Below are 15,701 nucleotides of genomic sequence, written 5' to 3'. Positions count from 1 at the left end.
ATTCTTGGTGCATGAGCGACTTCGCGTCCTCGCGCGTCACGGCGGTTCTCGGCCCCACCAACACGGGCAAGACCTATCTCGCGGTCGAGCGCATGCTGGGCCATCGCACCGGCATGATCGGCTTCCCCTTGCGCCTCCTGGCGCGCGAGAACTACGACCGCATCCGCAAGATCAAGGGCGACCAGGCGGTGGCCCTCGTCACCGGCGAGGAGAAGATCGTCCCGCCGCGCGCGAGCTATTTCATCTGCACGGTCGAATCCATGCCGCTCGACCGGCCGACCGATTTCATCGCCATCGACGAGATCCAGCTCGCGGGCGATCCCGAGCGCGGCCATGTCTTCACGGATCGCCTGCTCTCCGCGCGCGGGCTCGAGGAGACGATGCTGCTGGGCTCGGACACCATCCGGCCCCTGATCCGCATGCTGGTCCCGGAGGCCGAATACATCTCCCGGCCGCGCTTCTCGACGCTCTCCTATACGGGGCCGAAGAAGCTGACGCGCCTGCCGCCGCGCAGCGCCGTGGTCGCCTTCTCGGTCGCCGAGGTCTATGCGCTGGCCGAGCTGGTGCGCCGCCAGCGCGGCGGCACCGCCGTGGTGATGGGGGCCTTGAGCCCGCGCACGCGCAACGCCCAGGTCGAGCTCTTCCAATCGGGCGCCGTCGATTTCCTGGTCGCGACCGACGCGATCGGCATGGGCCTCAACATGGATCTCGACCATGTCGCCTTCGCGCGGCTGGTGAAGTTCGACGGGCGCGGGCCCCGGCGCCTGACCGCGCCCGAGATCGCGCAGATCGCGGGCCGCGCCGGCCGCCATATGAGCGACGGCAGCTTCGGCACCACGGCCGAGGCGGGCGTGATCGAGACCGAGATCGTCGAGGCGGTCGAGAACCACCGCTTCGATCCGCTGAAGACGCTGCAATGGCGCAACCCGGACCTCGATTTCCGCAGCCTGGGTTTCCTGCTCAAGAGCCTCGAGGCGCGGCCGCCCGAGCCCTGCCTCATGCGCACGCGCGATGCCGACGATCATCAGTCGCTGCTGGCGCTGTCGCGCGAGCCCGAGATCGAGGCGCTGGCGAAATCGGCGCCGCGCATCCGCCTGCTCTGGGAGATCTGCCAGATCCCGGATTTCCGCAAGATCCTGTCGGACGCGCATACGCGCCTGCTGGGCCAGATCTTCCGCCATCTCACCGGCCCCACCGAGAAGCTGCCGCCCGACTGGGTCGCCGAGCAGATCCAGCGCATCGACCGGGTCGATGGCGATATCGACCTTTTGACGCAGCGCATCGCCCATATCCGCACCTGGACCTATATCGCCCATCGCGGCGACTGGCTGGCCGATCCCGCCCATTGGCAGGAGCGCACCCGCGCGGTCGAGGACCGGCTGTCGGACGCCCTGCATCAGTCGCTCACCAGCCGCTTCGTCGATCACCGCCATGCGACGCTGGTGCGCCGCATGAAGGAAGGCGGCGAGCTGATGAGCGCCTTGACCCGCAGCGGCGAGGTCGTGGTCGAGGGCCATGTGGTGGGCCGGCTCGAAGGCTTCGAGTTCCATGCCGATGGCGGGCTCAAGGGCGAGGAGGCGCGCCATCTCCATACCGCCGCGCGCCGTGCGCTGCTGCGCGAGATGCCCGGCCGGCTCAAGCGCTTCGAGCAGGCGGAGGACAGCGAGTTCCGCCTGACCGACGAGGCGCGCATCCTCTGGCAGGAACGGCCGGTGGCCCGCCTCGTCGCGGGCGAGCGCGCGCTCAAGCCGCGCATCGAGGTCTTCGCCAGCGACTATCTCGACGGGCCGCAGCGCGAGCGGGTGCGCCGCCGGCTGGTGGCCTGGGCGGAACGGCTGATCCGCGCCCGGCTCGGCCCCCTGGTCGCGCTGACCGAGGCGGACCTCAAAGGACCCGCGCGCGGCATCGCCTTCCAGCTCTCGGAGAGCCTGGGCCTGCTGGCGCGCCGCGGCGCCGAGACCGAGCTCGCCGCGCTGACGCCCGCCGACCGGCAGGCGCTGGGACGGCTCGGCATCGAGTTCGGCAGCCAGAGCCTGTGGTATCGCGGCATCGGCAATGGCAAGAGCGCCCGGCTCGCGACCCAGCTCTGGGCGATCCGCGCGGAGCGGCCCTTGCCGTCCCTGCCCGCGGGCCGGCCTTTGAGCTTCGTGCCGACCGCGGATCAGGCCGAGGGCTTCTGCCTGGCGCTGGGCTATTGCCGGATCGCCGGCCTCGCGGTGCGCTCGGATGCGCTCGATCGCTTCGCGCGGGCCGCGCATCAGCTGGGGCGCCAGGGGGCCTTCGTCGTGACCGAGCCGCTCCGGGCACTGGTGGCCTGCGACGAGGCCGCGGTGCCCGGCCTCTTGCGCGCGCTGGGCTACCGGCAGAAGGGGCAGGGGTCCGAGATGAACTTCCAGTCGAAGCGCCGCCCGCCGGGAGCGAACCGGTCGCGCGACAAGGCGCAGCACGCGGCACCACCGGAGAGCGCCCCGCCGAAGGCCGCCAACGAGGACCAGCCTGCCCTGCCCGGCCCCAAGCCCGCGGCTGCGACCAAGAAGCCGGCCCGCCGCCGGCGCAAGCAGGGCGCGGGACCGGTCGATCCGCATTCGCCCTTCGCCGCCCTGAGCTCGCTGCGCCGGCGCTTGCGCGCCGGGCGCTGAACGCCCGAACATGACCGCCCCGGTTCCGTCCGCTCCCGAGGCCCCGTCGCTGCGCCTCGACAAATGGCTCTGGCAGGCGCGGTTCTGCAAGAGCCGGAGCCTGGCGAGCAAGCTCTGCGTTGCCGGCCAGATCCGTCTCGCCCCCGCCAGTCAGGTCGAGGGCGGTGCGCTTGCGGCCGGCGTTCCCACCCTCGTCGCCCCCACCCTCGTCGCCCCCACCCTCGTCGCCAAGCCCAGCCAGACGGTGCGGCCGGGCGATGTGCTGACCTTTGCGCTGGCGGGCCAGGTGCGCGTGATCCGGATTTTGAAGCTTGGCGAGCGGCGGGGACCGGCGCCCGAGGCGCGCACCCTCTATCAGGACCTGACCCCGCCCCAGTCCCGCATCAGCCAGGAACCGGGTCCTGGCACGCGCGCGCCCGGGAGCGGGCGACCCACGAAACGGGAGCGCCGCGCGCTGGATCGCCTGCAGGAGGATGAGGGTTGATGCCGGCCTCGATTCTCCACGCCGGATCGCGGCAATTGACCGCAAAATCCTCAACTTGCCCAGGGTTGCGCCTGCTCCGAGGGGCGTGCTAGGCAAGCCCGTGATCAGCCGCATCAAGGCATTGCTGGCGGGCCTGGACCCGAAGCAACCGTCGCCGCAGGACGAGGATCTCGTCTTCGCCGTGACGATGTTGCTGGCCGAAGCGGCGCGCATGGATCAGCGCGTCGATCCGGCCGAACGGCAGGTGATCGAGCGACGCTTGGGACAGCGCTTCGGTTTGACCGCCGAGGCCGCCCGTGCCGAGCTCGACCGGGCGCTCGCTTCGGCGGAGACGGGTAACCGCTTCTTCGCCTTCACCCAGCAGGTCAAGAACGGCACCACACCCGAGGAACGGGTGAAACTGATTGAGATGCTGTGGGAAGTGATCTATGCCGACGGGCGTCTCGATCCCTATGAGGACAACCTGATGCGGCGCCTGGCCGGCCTCTTCGACCTGTCCGATGCGGAGAACGGCGCCGCGCGCAAACGCGTGCTGGCGCGTCTGCAGGACGAGGGCCGCAAAGGCCCGGGCTCCCCGCGCGGCGTCCTCGCCACCGACCATTGATCGCAACTGGAGTCGCCTGAGATGACCTACGTCGTCACCGAAGCCTGCATCCGATGCAAGTATATGGATTGCGTCGAGGTGTGCCCGGTGGACTGCTTCTATGCCGGCGAGAACATGCTCGTGATCCATCCGGACGAGTGCATCGATTGCGGCGTCTGCGAGCCGGAATGCCCCGCCGATGCCATCCTGCCCGATACGGAGCAGGGCCTGGAAAAGTGGATCGAGCTCAACCGCCAGTATGCGGAACAATGGCCGAACATCACCCGGAAGGGCGAGGCCCCGGCCGACGCCGACCAGTTCAAAGGCGTGGACGGCAAGTTCGACAAATATTTCAGCCCCAATCCCGACAAGGGATAAGGGTTTGATTCCTCTCGGATTTGTCAGATGCCGGAGAGGCTCTCCGGGTCGTTCCTGATTTGTGCTCTCGGCTGCCACAGCCCGTGAGTTGAATCAAGCGACATTTTCCGTTATATTTCCGAAACATGGCGGCCGGCCTCCAGGTCCGATGGGAGTGCCAGGCAGATGGCGGGTGTTCGCGGCACCCGACCCCGAATCAATGGCTGGGTGGTCGGAGCGCAGCGCCGCAATGCTGCGGCGGGCGCCGTGCGCCTGCCGGCGGCCGCAGAGAGGAACGGAAAAGACGATGACCACACGTACGAAACCCAAGGCTGCGCCGGCGAAGGCGCCGGCGGGCAAGACGGCAGCAAAGAGCGCCGCGGCCAAGGCCAAGCCTGTGACGGCGAAGAAGAAGCCGGCGGCGAAGCCCGCGCCGGCGAAAACTCACAAGCCCAAGGAAGCGCCGAAGGCGGCGGCAAAGCCGGTCGCGAAATCTGCCCATCCGGCGCATCCCGCCCACGCGCCGGCGAAGCCGGCCCATCCGGCCGCCGCCGCCAAGACCGTGCAGCCGCCGGCCAAGCCGGTGGCGACCGCCCCGGCCGCGAAGCCGGCGGCGCCGGTGAAGCCCGTGCTGGTGAAGCCGGTGCCGGCCAAGCCGCACAAGCCGCTCGAGGATGTCACCTTCCGCGCGGGCGACCATGTGGTCTATCCGACCCATGGCGTCGGCAAGGTGCTGGGCATCGAGAGCCAGGAGATCTCCGGCCATAGCCTGCAGGTCATCACGGTCCATTTCGAGAAGGACAGGATGACCCTGCGCGTGCCGGTCTCGAAGGCGCGCAACTCCGGTCTGCGCCGCCTGTCGAGCCGCAAGGTGATGGACACGGCGCTGCAGACGCTGAAGGGCCGCTCGCGCGTGAAGCGGACCATGTGGAGCCGCCGCGCGCAGGAGTACGAGGCGAAGATCAACTCCGGCGATCCGGTCTCGATCGCCGAGGTGGTGCGCGATCTGCATCGCAATGCCGATCAGCCCGATCAGTCTTACAGCGAGCGCCAGATCTACCAGGCGGCGCTCGACCGTCTGGTGCGCGAGCTCGCCGCGGTCGAGGACATCGACGAGCAGTCCGCGACCCAGCGCCTGGAGCAGCTGCTGAAGGCTGCTTGAGCCTCCGCTGAAGCCTGCCTAAACTCGCCCGCGTTCGCCCGACCGATTTCATTGGCGGAGCGAACGCGGGCGTTGTCATCTTTATGCCCGAATTGCATCGGACCGTTCGCGATCGTCGACGACGGCGAGGGGCCCGGGGAGAGGCAAGAAGGGCGTTGAAGGCCAGCGAGAAATTCGCCGTTCTGAAGGCGGGCCGCCGGGTTTGGGCGGTCGCCTCGATCCATGGCGAGGCCGATCGCCTGCGGCGCGTGCACGAGGCGCTGGTCGAGCGTTTCATACCGGGCGACCGGCTGGCCTATCTCGGCAACTATCTGGGCCACGGCGCGCAGATCCGCGAGACGCTCGACGAGCTGCTGCGGTTCCGGCGCATCCTGATCGCGGCGCCCCGCATGTTCGCCTCCGATGTCGCCTACCTGCGCGGCGGCCAGGAAGAGATGTGGCAGAAGCTGCTGCAGCTCCAGTTCGCGCCCAACCCGCGCGAGGTCCTGGGCTGGATGCTGCAGAACGGCGTGGAAGCGACCCTCAAGGCCTATGGCGGCGACCCGCAGCAGGCCGTGGCGGCCGCGCGCGACGGCGCGCTCAGCATCACGCGCTGGGCCAACCAGATGCGCGGCGCGATGCAGGCGGCCGGGGGCCATTATGCGCTGATGAGTGCGCTGCGACGCGCCGCCTATACCGCCGACGAAACGCTGCTCTTCGTCTCCGCCGGGATCGATCCCGAGCGTCCGCTCTCCGCCCAGGCCGATGCGCTCTGGTGGGGCTCCTCGGCCTTCGTCCGGCTCGAGAAGCCCTATGGCGGTTTCCGCCGCGTGGTGCGGGGCTATGACCGCGGCCATGGCGGCCTGAAGATCGACCGATTCACCGCGACAGTCGACGGGGGCGCCGGCTTCGGCGGGCCGCTGCTGGCCGGTTGCTTCGATCTTGCCGGCGAGCTGGTGGATATGATCGAGGCCTGATCGAAACATTCGTGGTCGTGTTGGCCGCCATAGAAGCGGCAAGCACCTGGGAGAGACCTCGATGACCCAAACCTTTCCGAATCTCTTCACGCCGGTGAAGGTCGGCAGCAAGACCCTCAAGCACCGGCTCAATTTCGGCGCCCATACCGCGAACATGAGCGAGGGCGGCCTGCCGGTGGACCGGCATCTGGGCTATTACAGCGAACGCGCCCGGGGCGGGGCCGCCATGATCGTGGTCGAGCCGGTGCCGCCGCACCGCACCGGCGTGCTGACCCGCGGCAATTTCCGCCAGGGCGACGACGCCGTGATCCCGCATTTCCGGCGCATCACCGACGCCTGCCACGCATTCGGCACGGTGATGATCCAGCAGATCTACCATGTCGGCGCCCATGGCGACTGGGACAACTCCTTCGAGGCCAACTGGTCGCCCTCGGGCCTGCCCTCGATGCATGATTCCGACGGCAGCCACGCGGTCAGCGAATCCGAGATCGAGGAGCTGGTCGAGGGCTTCGGCCAGGCCGCGCGCCGTGCCCGGGACGCGGGCTTCGACGGTTGCGAGCTGATGGCGGCCTACAACGCCCTCATCGAGCAGTTCTGGTCGCCCTTCAGCAACCGGCGCGAGGACCGCTTCGGCGGCAACTTCGAGAAGCGGATGGCCTTCTCGGCGGCCGTGCTCGACCGGATCCGGAAATATGCGGGCCCCGATTTCGTGATCGGCATGGCGATCAGCGTCGATCCCTCGCGGCCCGATGTGCTCTCGGTCGCCGACCAGCAGGCGATCGCCGCCTGGCACGACGCGCGGGGCCTTTATGACTATGTCACCGTCGGCACCGGCAGCTATTTCGACCATACGCGGATCATCCCGGCTTTCCTCTACGAGGACAAGATGGGCCCGCCCTTCGCCGAGGCGATCCGCCAGGCGGTGAAGACGGTCAAGGTCCAGGCCGAGAGCCATATCCGCACGCCGGAGAACGCGGATTACGTGATCGCTTCGGGCCAGGCGGACATGGTCTCGATCGTGCGCGGCCAGATCGCCGATCCGCATCTCGCCAACAAGGCGCGCGAGGGCCGCGCCGCCGACATCCGTCCTTGCATCTCCTGCAACCAGATGTGCTGGGGCCGGCGCTCGCGCGACTATTGGATCTCCTGCCTGATCAATCCCTCGGCGGGGCGCGAGTTCCAGTGGGGCGGGGACCGCTTCACGCCGGCCGCGAAGCCGCGCCGCGTCCTGGTGGTGGGCGGCGGGCCTGCCGGCCTCGAGGCGGCCCGCGCCGCGGCCGAGCGCGGTCATCGCGTGACGCTGGTCGAGGCGGCCGACAAACTCGGGGGTCAGTTCCGTCTCGCCGGAATGCAGCCGCGCCGCGCGCAGATCCTGGATCTCCTCGGCTGGTACGAGGGCCAGCTCGAGAAGCTGCAGGTCGAGATCCGGCTCAACAGCCCGATCGACGAGGCGGAGGTCAAGGCGTTCGGCGCCGACGCGGTGGTGCTGGCGACGGGCTCCCAGCCGGCGCGCAACGGCTATCAGCGCGCCCTGCCGACGGTCGAGCGCCTGCCCGGCGTCGAGAAGCCCAACGTGTTCGCGGTCGAGGACGTCATGGGCCGCGCCGCGCGGCTGGGCGAGCGGATTCTCCTGCTTGACGACAGCGGCAACTGGCGCGGCGCCGGCACCGCCTGGGCGATGGCGGAACAGGGTCACCAGGTCACGCTCCTGACGCCGGATTCGATGGTGGGGCGGGAGATCTCGCGCACCGGCAGCGAGTACCCGATGCGCAAGCGGCTGCGCGGCGCGGGCGTCGAGTTCATCACCGACGCCGCGGTCGGCGAATGGCATGGCGACGGCGCCACGATCCTCGATCTCCTCGCCGGCGGCTCGAGATGGCTGCCCTTCGACACGCTGGTGCTGGCCACTGCCAATGTCTCCGAGAATGGCCTCGCCCGGGCGCTCGGGGGATCGGGCCTCGAATGCCATGCGATCGGCGACGGCCTCGCGCCGCGTCACGCTGCCGCCGCGATCTACGAGGGACGCAAGCTCGGGCGGGCGCTTTGATGATTCCTCCTCTCCCTCACGAAGATGGGGGGAGAGGGCAGGAACCGTCACTCCCGCAGGATCAGCCGGAACAGCACATGCTCGCCGCTCATGCCCTTGAGGACATGCGCGCCCACGACATGGCGCTCGATCTCGGGCGGTAGTTTCGCGGCTGTCGCGGCGCTGACCAGGATGATGGTGTCGCTGCCGTCATCGACCTCGTGGCCCGCCTGCTCGATGCGCTGGGCGGTGTTCACCGCATCGCCGATCAGCGTGTAGTTGACGCGACCCGGCGCGCCGATATTGCCGGCGACGGCCATGCCGGTATTGACGCCGATGCGCAACCGCACCGGGTTGAGCTTCTTGCGCCGGCGCCGGTCGTTGTCGGTCTTGACCTTGAGCGCGATGGCAAGGGCGGCCCGGCAGGCATGCAGCGCGTGATCGGGGTCGTCGGCCGGCGCGCCCCAGAACGCCATCACGGAATCGCCGATATATTTGTCGACGGTGCCATGTTCCGCCTCGATCGCCTCCGCCAGCATGCCGAAATGGCGGTTGAGGAAGGCGGCGAGGCGCGGCGGCGTGAGGCGCTGGCCGATCGACGAGAATCCGACGATATCCGTGAACATCACGGTCAATTCGCGATCGACGGGTGTCAGCCCCTTGGTGTCGCCGGCGCGCATCAGCCGGCTCACCAGCGCGCGCGGCACATAAAGGTTGAACCAGAGCAGGCCGGCGCGCATGGCGTTGAAGGCGTTGGCCGCGCGGTCCAGTTCGGCCAGCATGCTGCCGGGGAGCGCCTGCGCGCCCTCGAAATCGAGCCGGGCGATGCGATGCGCCGCCGAGGCCAGCCGGCCGATGCCGCGCGACATGATGCGGGCGAGGCCGAAGGCGAAGAGCAGGGTCACGGCCAGCACGATGATGCCGGCGAGGATGGCATAGGTCAGCCTATTGAGGACCACGGTGGCCTGCGCTTCCGGAAAGTAGCGGCCGACCCGCCAGGGAACGCTGTCATAGCCGGTGACCGACTGGTAGAGAACGATATAGCGCCCGCTTTCCACCGAGACGGTGGCGCCGAAGAGATCGGCAAAGGCCTGGGCCGCGGGAAGGGGCGAGGTCCCGCCGTTCTCGAAGGCCTCGAGAACCGGATCGCCGATATCGCCGGTGGAGGGGATCGGATGCTCCGCCGACAGGCCGCGCGTGCCGCCGAGCAGCGACGGATGGGCCAGCACCTCGCCTTTTCCGCGCAGGACGAAATCCACCGTTCCCGGCGCAAGGCCGGGGGTCGAGGCGCCGGAGAGCGCCGTCAGCGGCACGCCGGCGATGACCATGCCGAGATAGTGCTGGTCGCGGTTCACCGGCCAGGAAGCGATGAAGAAGCTGTCATGGAGCGTGGGCACGTAGATAGCCCCATGCCAGACGATGCCGTTCTCGCTCTCGCCCTCGCGCAGGATCAGGCGCAGCTCCGGCCAGCCCTGCACGTTGTGCCGGCTCGTCTGCAGGCCGGAGAGAACCCGTCCCGCGCCGACCAGCGTCAGATCGGGCTGGACGAACGCGACAAACCCCAGCTGCGGCGCGGCGGCCACGATGCCTTCCATGATGCTCGCGATTCGCGGGTTCTGCGGATCCAGCTCGTCGCGCCCGATGGCGCCGCCGAGATAGCGGACCGCATTCTCGGCCGGATCGAACGCGGCATGGAAGGCCGTGAGGCGCTCGCTCGCCGAGGATCGGGAGACGAGGGCGATCAATTCGTAGGTGTTGCGCTTGGCGAGATCGTAGCCGATGAAGGTAAGCGTGCCCGCGGCGGCGGCGGTGAGGCCGCCGAAGCCCAGCATCAGCACCAGCAGGATCGAGGGCCGCCAGCGCGCCCGCCGCGCCTTCGGAGCGGCGACGGCCGGCAGGGATGCCGCCGCCGGCAGGGGCGGCGCGGACGCTGCGACGGGCTCGTCGGTTGTGGTGATCGTGCTACTCGACAATCAGCTTCACGTGCTGGCCCGCGGTAAGGCCCTGACCGGCGGTCAGGCCGTTCAGCACCCGGAACCGCTGCTCCTGATAATCCTCGAAAGCCATCTGCCTGGCGAGGGAGGATACGGTGTCGCCGGGCTTCACCGTGACGAGACGCACCCGCAGCGGCTTGATCTCCGCCGCCTCGGCAGCGGAGAGCTTGCGGAAGCTCGCAGCCGACTGGCGGAAGCCCGCATCGGCCGACGCGGCGACGCTCACCGGGCAGAGATAGATGAAGCGGTAGATCGTGCCGGCATCGTAGCGGATCGCCACCAGCCGCACGAAGACCTGGCCCTGGCTGGTGTTGCCCGACGCGGTCGCCGTGGCGGCTTCCATGCCGTTGATGGTCGTGCTTTCGAGGCTCTGCAGCCTGATGCTCTTGGCCCAGCTGTTCTGGATATAGTCGGCCATGCCGCCGGCGCCGCTGACGCGCCCGCCATCGAAGACCAGGGCCTGGTTGTTCGGCCCCAGCCCCTGGACCGCGTCGCTGCCGTTGGCGAGCTGGAAGCCCGCCGGCGCATCGAAAGCGAGGCGCAGATCGGGATGCGAGAAATGCCGGCCGCGGGTGACGCCCTGCGAAGGGTCGTCGCCATAGATGATGCCGTCGATCTGCTGCAGATAGGCGTCGCGCTCCAGCCTGGGGCTGGGGACGGGGGTGGTCGCCTTGGCCTCGGCGATCGCGCGCTGGACGCGGTCGGTCGTGCGCGGGTGGGTCTGCATGATGTTGAACTGGTCGGCGGTCTCGGGATGGCCCTCGATCGTCGCCTCGAGCTTGGCGTCGTCCTCGAGGCTCTGCAGGAAGGAGGCCATCGCCTGCGGGTCGTAGCTCGCGCGCGAGATATAGCGCACGCCGAGCTCGTCGGCCTGGAACTCCTGGTCGCGCGAATAGCTCTGCAGCCAGGCCTGGGCGCCATAGCCGGCAAGATCGCTGAGCCCCGTGCCGCCGGTGAGGATGCTCAAGCCCACCAGGCCGATCTGCGCCAGCATGCCCTGGCTGTAGCGCTGCGCCGAATGGCGGGCGGTGATATGGCCGATCTCGTGCGACAGCACGCCCGCCACCTCGGCCTCGTTGTTGGCGAGCGCCAGCAGGCCGCGCGTGATGTAGATATAGCCGCCCGGCACCGCGAAGGCGTTGACAATGGGCGAGTTCAGCACCGTGAAGGTGTATTTGACGTCCTTGCGCTCGGAATTGGCCGCAAGGCTGGTGCCGAGATTCTGGATATAGGCCTGGAGCTGGGGCGTGCCGTAGGCGCCGCCGAACTCCTTGAGGATCTCCGGGTGGCTCTGCGCCCCGATCTTGTTCTCCTCGGAGGTCGACATGAAGCCGGTGAAGCTGGATTCGCCGGTGGCGGGATTGGTGGTGCAACCGGCCAGGAGCGATCCGGCGAGGAGAAGGGCGGCGGCAGCCAGACGGCGGAGGGCCGGATTTCCGAGAAAGAGGGTCATTCCTCGAGGACCTCGATCTGTTCGGGGTGCGTCACGTCGATCAGGGGGCCGTTGAAGGATTTTATCCAGCCGCGGACGCGCAGGCGATGCCCTTCCCAGGTCAGGGGATCGAGACCGTCGGCCTTGAACAGCCTGAGCGCCTTGGCGTCGATGGCGACCGTGAAGTCGGTCTTCCAGTCGGTGCCGAAGTTGAGATAGAGGCGCGATTGCGGCTTGGCGGCGCTCACCACGCGGCCCTCGACCAGCTGGAAACTGTCGGTGGCGTCGCCGAGTTCCGTGGGCTTGCGCACGCGGTAATAGGGATCGCTCCAGATGCCGCGCCCGGCCGCCCGCGCCTCGCGCTCATACCCCAAGAGATCCGTTGCCAGCGCCCGGTTGTCGGGAAAGCTGTAGGCGCGCGCCATGCCCGACCGGATCATGGCCGCCTGGATCCAGAGCCCGTCCTCGCGCTCGAGCTGCGCCAGCGTGCGGCCATAGCGGTCGGTTGCCGTGCCGCCGGCGAAGAGCTTGAGGGTTCGCCCCTGCGCCAGACGCTCGAGCGCCGCCTTCGCCTCCTCGGCCAGCGGCCAGGTCGGGAAGTTCGGCCGGCCCAGCGGCAATTTTGGGGCCTGGATGCCCACCAGCCGCACCTCGCGCCCATCCGCGAGCTTGAGCGTGTCGCCATCGATGACGGAAACGACAGGACTCTGCCCGAGCGCGGTCAGGCCGGCTTCCGGCAGCGCCGGGCCCTCGGCCCAGGCCGGCGTGATCACGAGCCATCCGATCAGCGCGACAAGCGCGGCACCGAAGGGGGCTGTCAGGCGGGCCTGCCCTGATATAGTGGGCGCCGCCGCCGGGTCATTCACCCGGCGGAACCATTTGAGAAATGTCCGAGGGACAGGTTGCATGGCTGACGGCGCATTCTATCCGCAGATCGACCCTTATGACACCGGCATGCTGGCCGTGGGCGGTCCGCACCAGATCTATTGGGAGCAATCGGGCAACCCCAAGGGCGTGCCCGTGGTCTTCCTGCATGGCGGCCCGGGTGCCGGCGCCAGCCCCGCGCACCGGCGCTTCTTCGATCCGGCGCATTATCGCGTCGTGATCTTCGACCAGCGCGGCGCCGGACGCTCCAAGCCGCTGGGCGAGATCCAGGACAACAACACGCCCCAGCTCGTCGCCGACATCGAGCGGCTGCGCCAGCATCTGAAGATCCAGCGCTGGCATGTGTTCGGCGGCTCCTGGGGCTCGACGCTCGCCATCGCCTATGCCGAGCACCATGCCGACCGCGTCATGAGCCTCTGCCTGCGCGGCATCTTCCTCTGCCGGCGCAGCGAGATCGACTGGTTCCTCTATGGCATCCGCCACTTCATGCCCGAGGCCTGGCGCGATTTCGCCGAGCATATCCCGGCCTCCGAGCGCCACGACCTGCTGCGCGCCTATTACAAGCGGCTGACCGATCCCAATCCGGAGATCTATATGCCGGCGGCGAGGAAATGGTCGGTCTACGAGGCGCGCAGCTGCACGCTGCTGCCGAGCCCCGAGACGGTCGAAGCCTTCGCGAGCGACGTGGTGGCGCTCGGTATCGCGCGCATGGAAGCGCACTATTTTTCGCACGACATCTTCCTGCCCGACAATTTCCTGCTCGACAATATCGGCCGCATCCGCCAGATCCCGGCGGTGGTGGTGCAGGGACGCTACGATCTCGTCTGCCCGCCCGACACGGCCGACGACCTGCGGCGCGCCTGGCCGGAGGCGGAATACGTCATCGTGCCCGATGCCGGCCATTCGGCGATGGAGCCGGGCATCCGCGCCAACCTCGTCTCGGCGATGGACCGCTTCCGCAGCATCAAGTAACGCGGCGACGCGAACCGTCGCCGCGCGCGTCAGGAGGGAAAACATGGCCGGCAGCGATGTGGTGATGATCACGGGCGCCAGCGGCAATCTGGGCCGCGCGGTGGCTTCGGCCTTCGCCGCCAAGGGCGCGCGGCTCTGCCTGGTGGCGCGCAAGCTCGGCGACGTCGAGGGCTATCGCGAGCAAGGTGCGGCTGAGGTCCTGGCCTGCCCGGCCGATCTCACGGAGGCCAAGGCGGTAGAGACGGCGGTGGCCGGGGCGCTCGCGCATTTCGGGCGGATCGACGTGCTCTGCAACATCGCCGGCGGCTTCGCCATGGGCGAGCCGGTGCACGAGACCGACGCCAAGCTCTGGGACCAGATGATGGCGCTCAATGCCGGCTCGGTCCTGCGGGTCTGCCATGCGGTCGTGCCGGGCATGCTGGCGCGGAAGAGCGGCAGGATCGTCAATATCGGCGCCTTCGCCGCGCTGAGCGGCAAGGCGCAGATGGGCGCCTATATCGCGTCGAAGGCCGCCGTCATCCGCCTGACCGAGAGCATGGCGGCCGAGCTGCGCGAGAGCGGCATCAACGTCAATTGCGTGCTCCCCAGCATCATCGACACGCCCGAGAACCGCGCCGCCATGCCCAAGGCCAACCCGCAGAAATGGGTGGCGCCCGAAGCCCTGGCCGAGGTGATCCTGTTCCTGGCCTCGCCCGCGGCGCGCGCCATCCACGGGGCGGCGATCCCGGTGGTGGGGCTCAGTTAACCTTCCGGCCACGGCCCCAGGCGGGCGGTTTCGCGCGATTGCAAGGGACGGCCTCTGCCGCTAGCTTGCGCTCCCACGGCGTCCCCGTAGCTCAGCAGGATAGAGCAACAGTTTCCTAAACTGTGGGTCGGGTGTTCGAGTCACCCCGGGGACGCCAGCTCACCTCATTCATGGGACCTCGACACTAGGGTGAGGGGTCTCGCCGACCGCGATCCGGCGCAGTTTGTTTGCGTCGTGCGGCCTTTACCTGCTTCTCGTGATAGCGACGCAGTCGCTTAAAAACCTCGCGGGCCGGCCGATTGGCGCGAGGATCGGTCGCAGTTTCATCTGTGCGCTGCTTCCTTCGCATCACCGCATCTTCGACTTCAGCGTCATCGTCCTCCCATCCACGGCAAATTTACCATAGCCCTGGTGGTGGATGGTCTTGGGGTTCTTCTGCGCCGGGTCGATCCAGGCCTGGAGCACCTCGAGGATGAAGAGGTTGTAGCGGTTGACGAGGCGCTTGTCGGCGACCTTGCATTCGAGGTTGGCGAAGCATTCGGCGATCAGCGGCGCTTTCACCTGCTGCGCCGACAGGGGCGTGAGGCCGAAGGCCTTGAACTTGTCGATGTCGCGGCCCGAGCTGTTGCCGACCTGCACCACCTTCCGCGCGAGCTTCACGGCCGGGATCGCGATCACACATTCGCGCGTGGCCGCGAGGGCCTCGAAGCTGTAGTCGTTGCCGCTGACGACGCAGGCGACCAGCGGCGGCTCGAACTCCATCATCATATGCCAGGACATGGTCATGACATTGGCGCGGCCCTTGCGCGCCGTGGTCAGCAGCACGACCGGGCCCGGCTCGAGCAGCTGGTAGACCTTCCCGAGAGGCAGGTTCTTCATGAGGGCGCTCCCGCTATTGTTGCGGAAGCAACTATAGCGCCGGGCGCCGGGACGCGGATGGCGCCAATCCGACGCAGGCGCGTTGGTGCCCGCAGGGGTCTCGGGCTAGGCCGGTCCCGTTTCGCCGCGCGCCGGGGGCTTTCGCCGCGGACGGCTGGCACCGACCTCGCCCTTGTGGAAGGCGATGCCGAGCTCGAGGCTGTCGGCGATGCGATAGGCCCGCTCGATGAAATGGTCCGCCGCGGCCGGCGGGCAGAGCGCCTCGGCGGTCTCGGTGAACAGCGCCAGCCAGCGGTCGAAATGCGCGGTCCCGACCGGCAGCGGCAGATGCGCCACCATCGGCTGGCCGTGATAGCGCCCGCTCATCAGCGCGACCGAGGACCAGAACGCGCACATCCGCGCGAGATGGGCCTCCCAGTCATGGACCTTGTTCTCGAATACGGGCCCCAGCAGCGGGTCGCGGCGGGCGCGGTCGTAGAAGCCGTGCACCAGCCGCTCGATCATCGCCTCGTCGATCCCGGTGCGGTCGACGATGTCGGCGACGAGGAGATCGCGGTCCACTCGGCGGTCGGATGAATCCATGCCGC

General features: G+C 68.7%; 14 protein-coding genes and 1 tRNA gene. 10 read left to right on the top strand and 5 right to left on the bottom strand.

Annotated features, from left to right (window positions below; translation table 11 throughout):
• Positions 1-11 precede the first annotated feature (11 nt).
• From FRZ61_RS24245 to FRZ61_RS24215, 7 genes are all read left to right on the top strand, one after another.
• Positions 12-2,639 (top strand): helicase-related protein, encoded by a 2,628-nt coding sequence (locus FRZ61_RS24245; protein ID WP_151120207.1) that lies wholly within the window; start codon positions 12-14, stop codon positions 2,637-2,639.
• A 10-nt stretch (positions 2,640-2,649) separates the two neighbouring features.
• Positions 2,650-3,123, top strand: a complete 474-nt coding sequence (locus tag FRZ61_RS24240) for an RNA-binding S4 domain-containing protein (protein ID WP_151120206.1) — start codon at positions 2,650-2,652, stop codon at positions 3,121-3,123.
• Positions 3,113-3,727, top strand: a complete 615-nt coding sequence (locus tag FRZ61_RS24235; RefSeq protein ID WP_151120205.1) for a tellurite resistance TerB family protein — start codon at positions 3,113-3,115, stop codon at positions 3,725-3,727. The genes FRZ61_RS24240 and FRZ61_RS24235 overlap by 11 nt, the downstream gene beginning before the upstream one ends.
• A gap of 21 nt (positions 3,728-3,748) precedes the next feature.
• Positions 3,749-4,084 (top strand): ferredoxin FdxA, encoded by a 336-nt coding sequence (fdxA, locus tag FRZ61_RS24230; RefSeq protein WP_151120204.1) that lies wholly within the window; start codon positions 3,749-3,751, stop codon positions 4,082-4,084.
• Positions 4,085-4,706: 622 nt separating this feature from the next.
• Positions 4,707-5,225, top strand: coding sequence for a CarD family transcriptional regulator (locus FRZ61_RS26735; protein WP_407657952.1), 519 nt, complete (start codon positions 4,707-4,709; stop codon positions 5,223-5,225).
• Positions 5,226-5,380: 155 nt separating this feature from the next.
• On the top strand, positions 5,381-6,181 hold the full coding sequence (locus FRZ61_RS24220; RefSeq protein WP_151120202.1) for a hypothetical protein: 801 nt from the start codon (positions 5,381-5,383) through the stop codon (positions 6,179-6,181).
• Positions 6,182-6,242: 61 nt separating this feature from the next.
• The gene (locus tag FRZ61_RS24215; RefSeq protein WP_151120201.1) at positions 6,243-8,228 is read left to right on the top strand and encodes an oxidoreductase; all 1,986 of its coding nucleotides are present in this window, start codon (positions 6,243-6,245) and stop codon (positions 8,226-8,228) included.
• A gap of 47 nt (positions 8,229-8,275) precedes the next feature.
• On the opposite strand, the gene FRZ61_RS24210 is transcribed toward FRZ61_RS24215, so the two are convergent.
• Genes FRZ61_RS24210 through FRZ61_RS24200 form a run of 3 tightly spaced genes read right to left on the bottom strand, consistent with a single transcriptional unit; the run spans position 8,276 to position 12,406 of the window.
• Positions 8,276-10,180, bottom strand: a complete 1,905-nt coding sequence (locus FRZ61_RS24210; protein WP_151120199.1) for an adenylate/guanylate cyclase domain-containing protein — start codon at positions 10,178-10,180, stop codon at positions 8,276-8,278.
• Positions 10,170-11,654, bottom strand: a complete 1,485-nt coding sequence (locus FRZ61_RS24205) for a M48 family metalloprotease (RefSeq protein WP_151120198.1) — start codon at positions 11,652-11,654, stop codon at positions 10,170-10,172. Before FRZ61_RS24205 ends, FRZ61_RS24210 begins: the two co-directional genes overlap by 11 nt.
• Positions 11,651-12,406 (bottom strand): thermonuclease family protein, encoded by a 756-nt coding sequence (locus FRZ61_RS24200; protein WP_225308984.1) that lies wholly within the window; start codon positions 12,404-12,406, stop codon positions 11,651-11,653. Before FRZ61_RS24200 ends, FRZ61_RS24205 begins: the two co-directional genes overlap by 4 nt.
• Positions 12,407-12,539: 133 nt before the next feature.
• Here FRZ61_RS24200 and pip point away from each other — a divergent pair, with 133 nt between their 5' ends.
• The 3 genes from pip to FRZ61_RS24185 all read left to right on the top strand — a co-directional run bounded on the left by pip (position 12,540) and on the right by FRZ61_RS24185 (position 14,392).
• On the top strand, positions 12,540-13,490 hold the full coding sequence (pip, locus tag FRZ61_RS24195) for a prolyl aminopeptidase (RefSeq protein WP_151120194.1): 951 nt from the start codon (positions 12,540-12,542) through the stop codon (positions 13,488-13,490).
• A 43-nt stretch (positions 13,491-13,533) separates the two neighbouring features.
• Complete coding sequence (locus tag FRZ61_RS24190) at positions 13,534-14,235, top strand: SDR family oxidoreductase (protein ID WP_151120192.1); 702 nt, start codon at positions 13,534-13,536, stop codon at positions 14,233-14,235.
• A gap of 80 nt (positions 14,236-14,315) precedes the next feature.
• Positions 14,316-14,392, top strand: a tRNA-Arg gene (locus tag FRZ61_RS24185).
• Positions 14,393-14,583: 191 nt separating this feature from the next.
• Here the strand turns inward: FRZ61_RS24185 and FRZ61_RS24180 are convergent.
• Together FRZ61_RS24180 and FRZ61_RS24175 are read right to left on the bottom strand one after the other, a co-directional pair.
• Complete coding sequence (locus FRZ61_RS24180) at positions 14,584-15,114, bottom strand: flavin reductase family protein (RefSeq protein WP_151120190.1); 531 nt, start codon at positions 15,112-15,114, stop codon at positions 14,584-14,586.
• Between the two features lie 105 nt (positions 15,115-15,219).
• Positions 15,220-15,696, bottom strand: coding sequence for a group III truncated hemoglobin (locus tag FRZ61_RS24175; protein WP_151120189.1), 477 nt, complete (start codon positions 15,694-15,696; stop codon positions 15,220-15,222).
• Between the last annotated feature and the right edge of the window lie 5 nt (positions 15,697-15,701).

Origin of the sequence: Hypericibacter adhaerens (assembly GCF_008728835.1) — a bacterium.
Classification (GTDB): domain Bacteria; phylum Pseudomonadota; class Alphaproteobacteria; order Dongiales; family Dongiaceae; genus Hypericibacter; species Hypericibacter adhaerens.
This window is presented reverse-complemented; position numbering and strand designations above follow the sequence as displayed.

Excerpts from the sequence above, each read along its gene's own strand:
- FRZ61_RS24245 (WP_151120207.1), top strand. The coding sequence starts at position 12 with ATGAGCGACTTCGCGTCCTCGCGCGTCACGGCGGTTCTCGGCCCCACC.
- FRZ61_RS24240 (WP_151120206.1), top strand. The coding sequence starts at position 2,650 with ATGACCGCCCCGGTTCCGTCCGCTCCCGAGGCCCCGTCGCTGCGCCTC.
- FRZ61_RS24235 (WP_151120205.1), top strand. The coding sequence starts at position 3,113 with ATGAGGGTTGATGCCGGCCTCGATTCTCCACGCCGGATCGCGGCAATT.
- fdxA (WP_151120204.1), top strand. The coding sequence starts at position 3,749 with ATGACCTACGTCGTCACCGAAGCCTGCATCCGATGCAAGTATATGGAT.
- FRZ61_RS24215 (WP_151120201.1), top strand. The coding sequence starts at position 6,243 with ATGACCCAAACCTTTCCGAATCTCTTCACGCCGGTGAAGGTCGGCAGC.
- FRZ61_RS24205 (WP_151120198.1), bottom strand. The coding sequence starts at position 11,654 with ATGACCCTCTTTCTCGGAAATCCGGCCCTCCGCCGTCTGGCTGCCGCC.
- pip (WP_151120194.1), top strand. The coding sequence starts at position 12,540 with ATGGCTGACGGCGCATTCTATCCGCAGATCGACCCTTATGACACCGGC.
- FRZ61_RS24190 (WP_151120192.1), top strand. The coding sequence starts at position 13,534 with ATGGCCGGCAGCGATGTGGTGATGATCACGGGCGCCAGCGGCAATCTG.
- FRZ61_RS24180 (WP_151120190.1), bottom strand. The coding sequence starts at position 15,114 with ATGAAGAACCTGCCTCTCGGGAAGGTCTACCAGCTGCTCGAGCCGGGC.
- FRZ61_RS24175 (WP_151120189.1), bottom strand. The coding sequence starts at position 15,696 with ATGGATTCATCCGACCGCCGAGTGGACCGCGATCTCCTCGTCGCCGAC.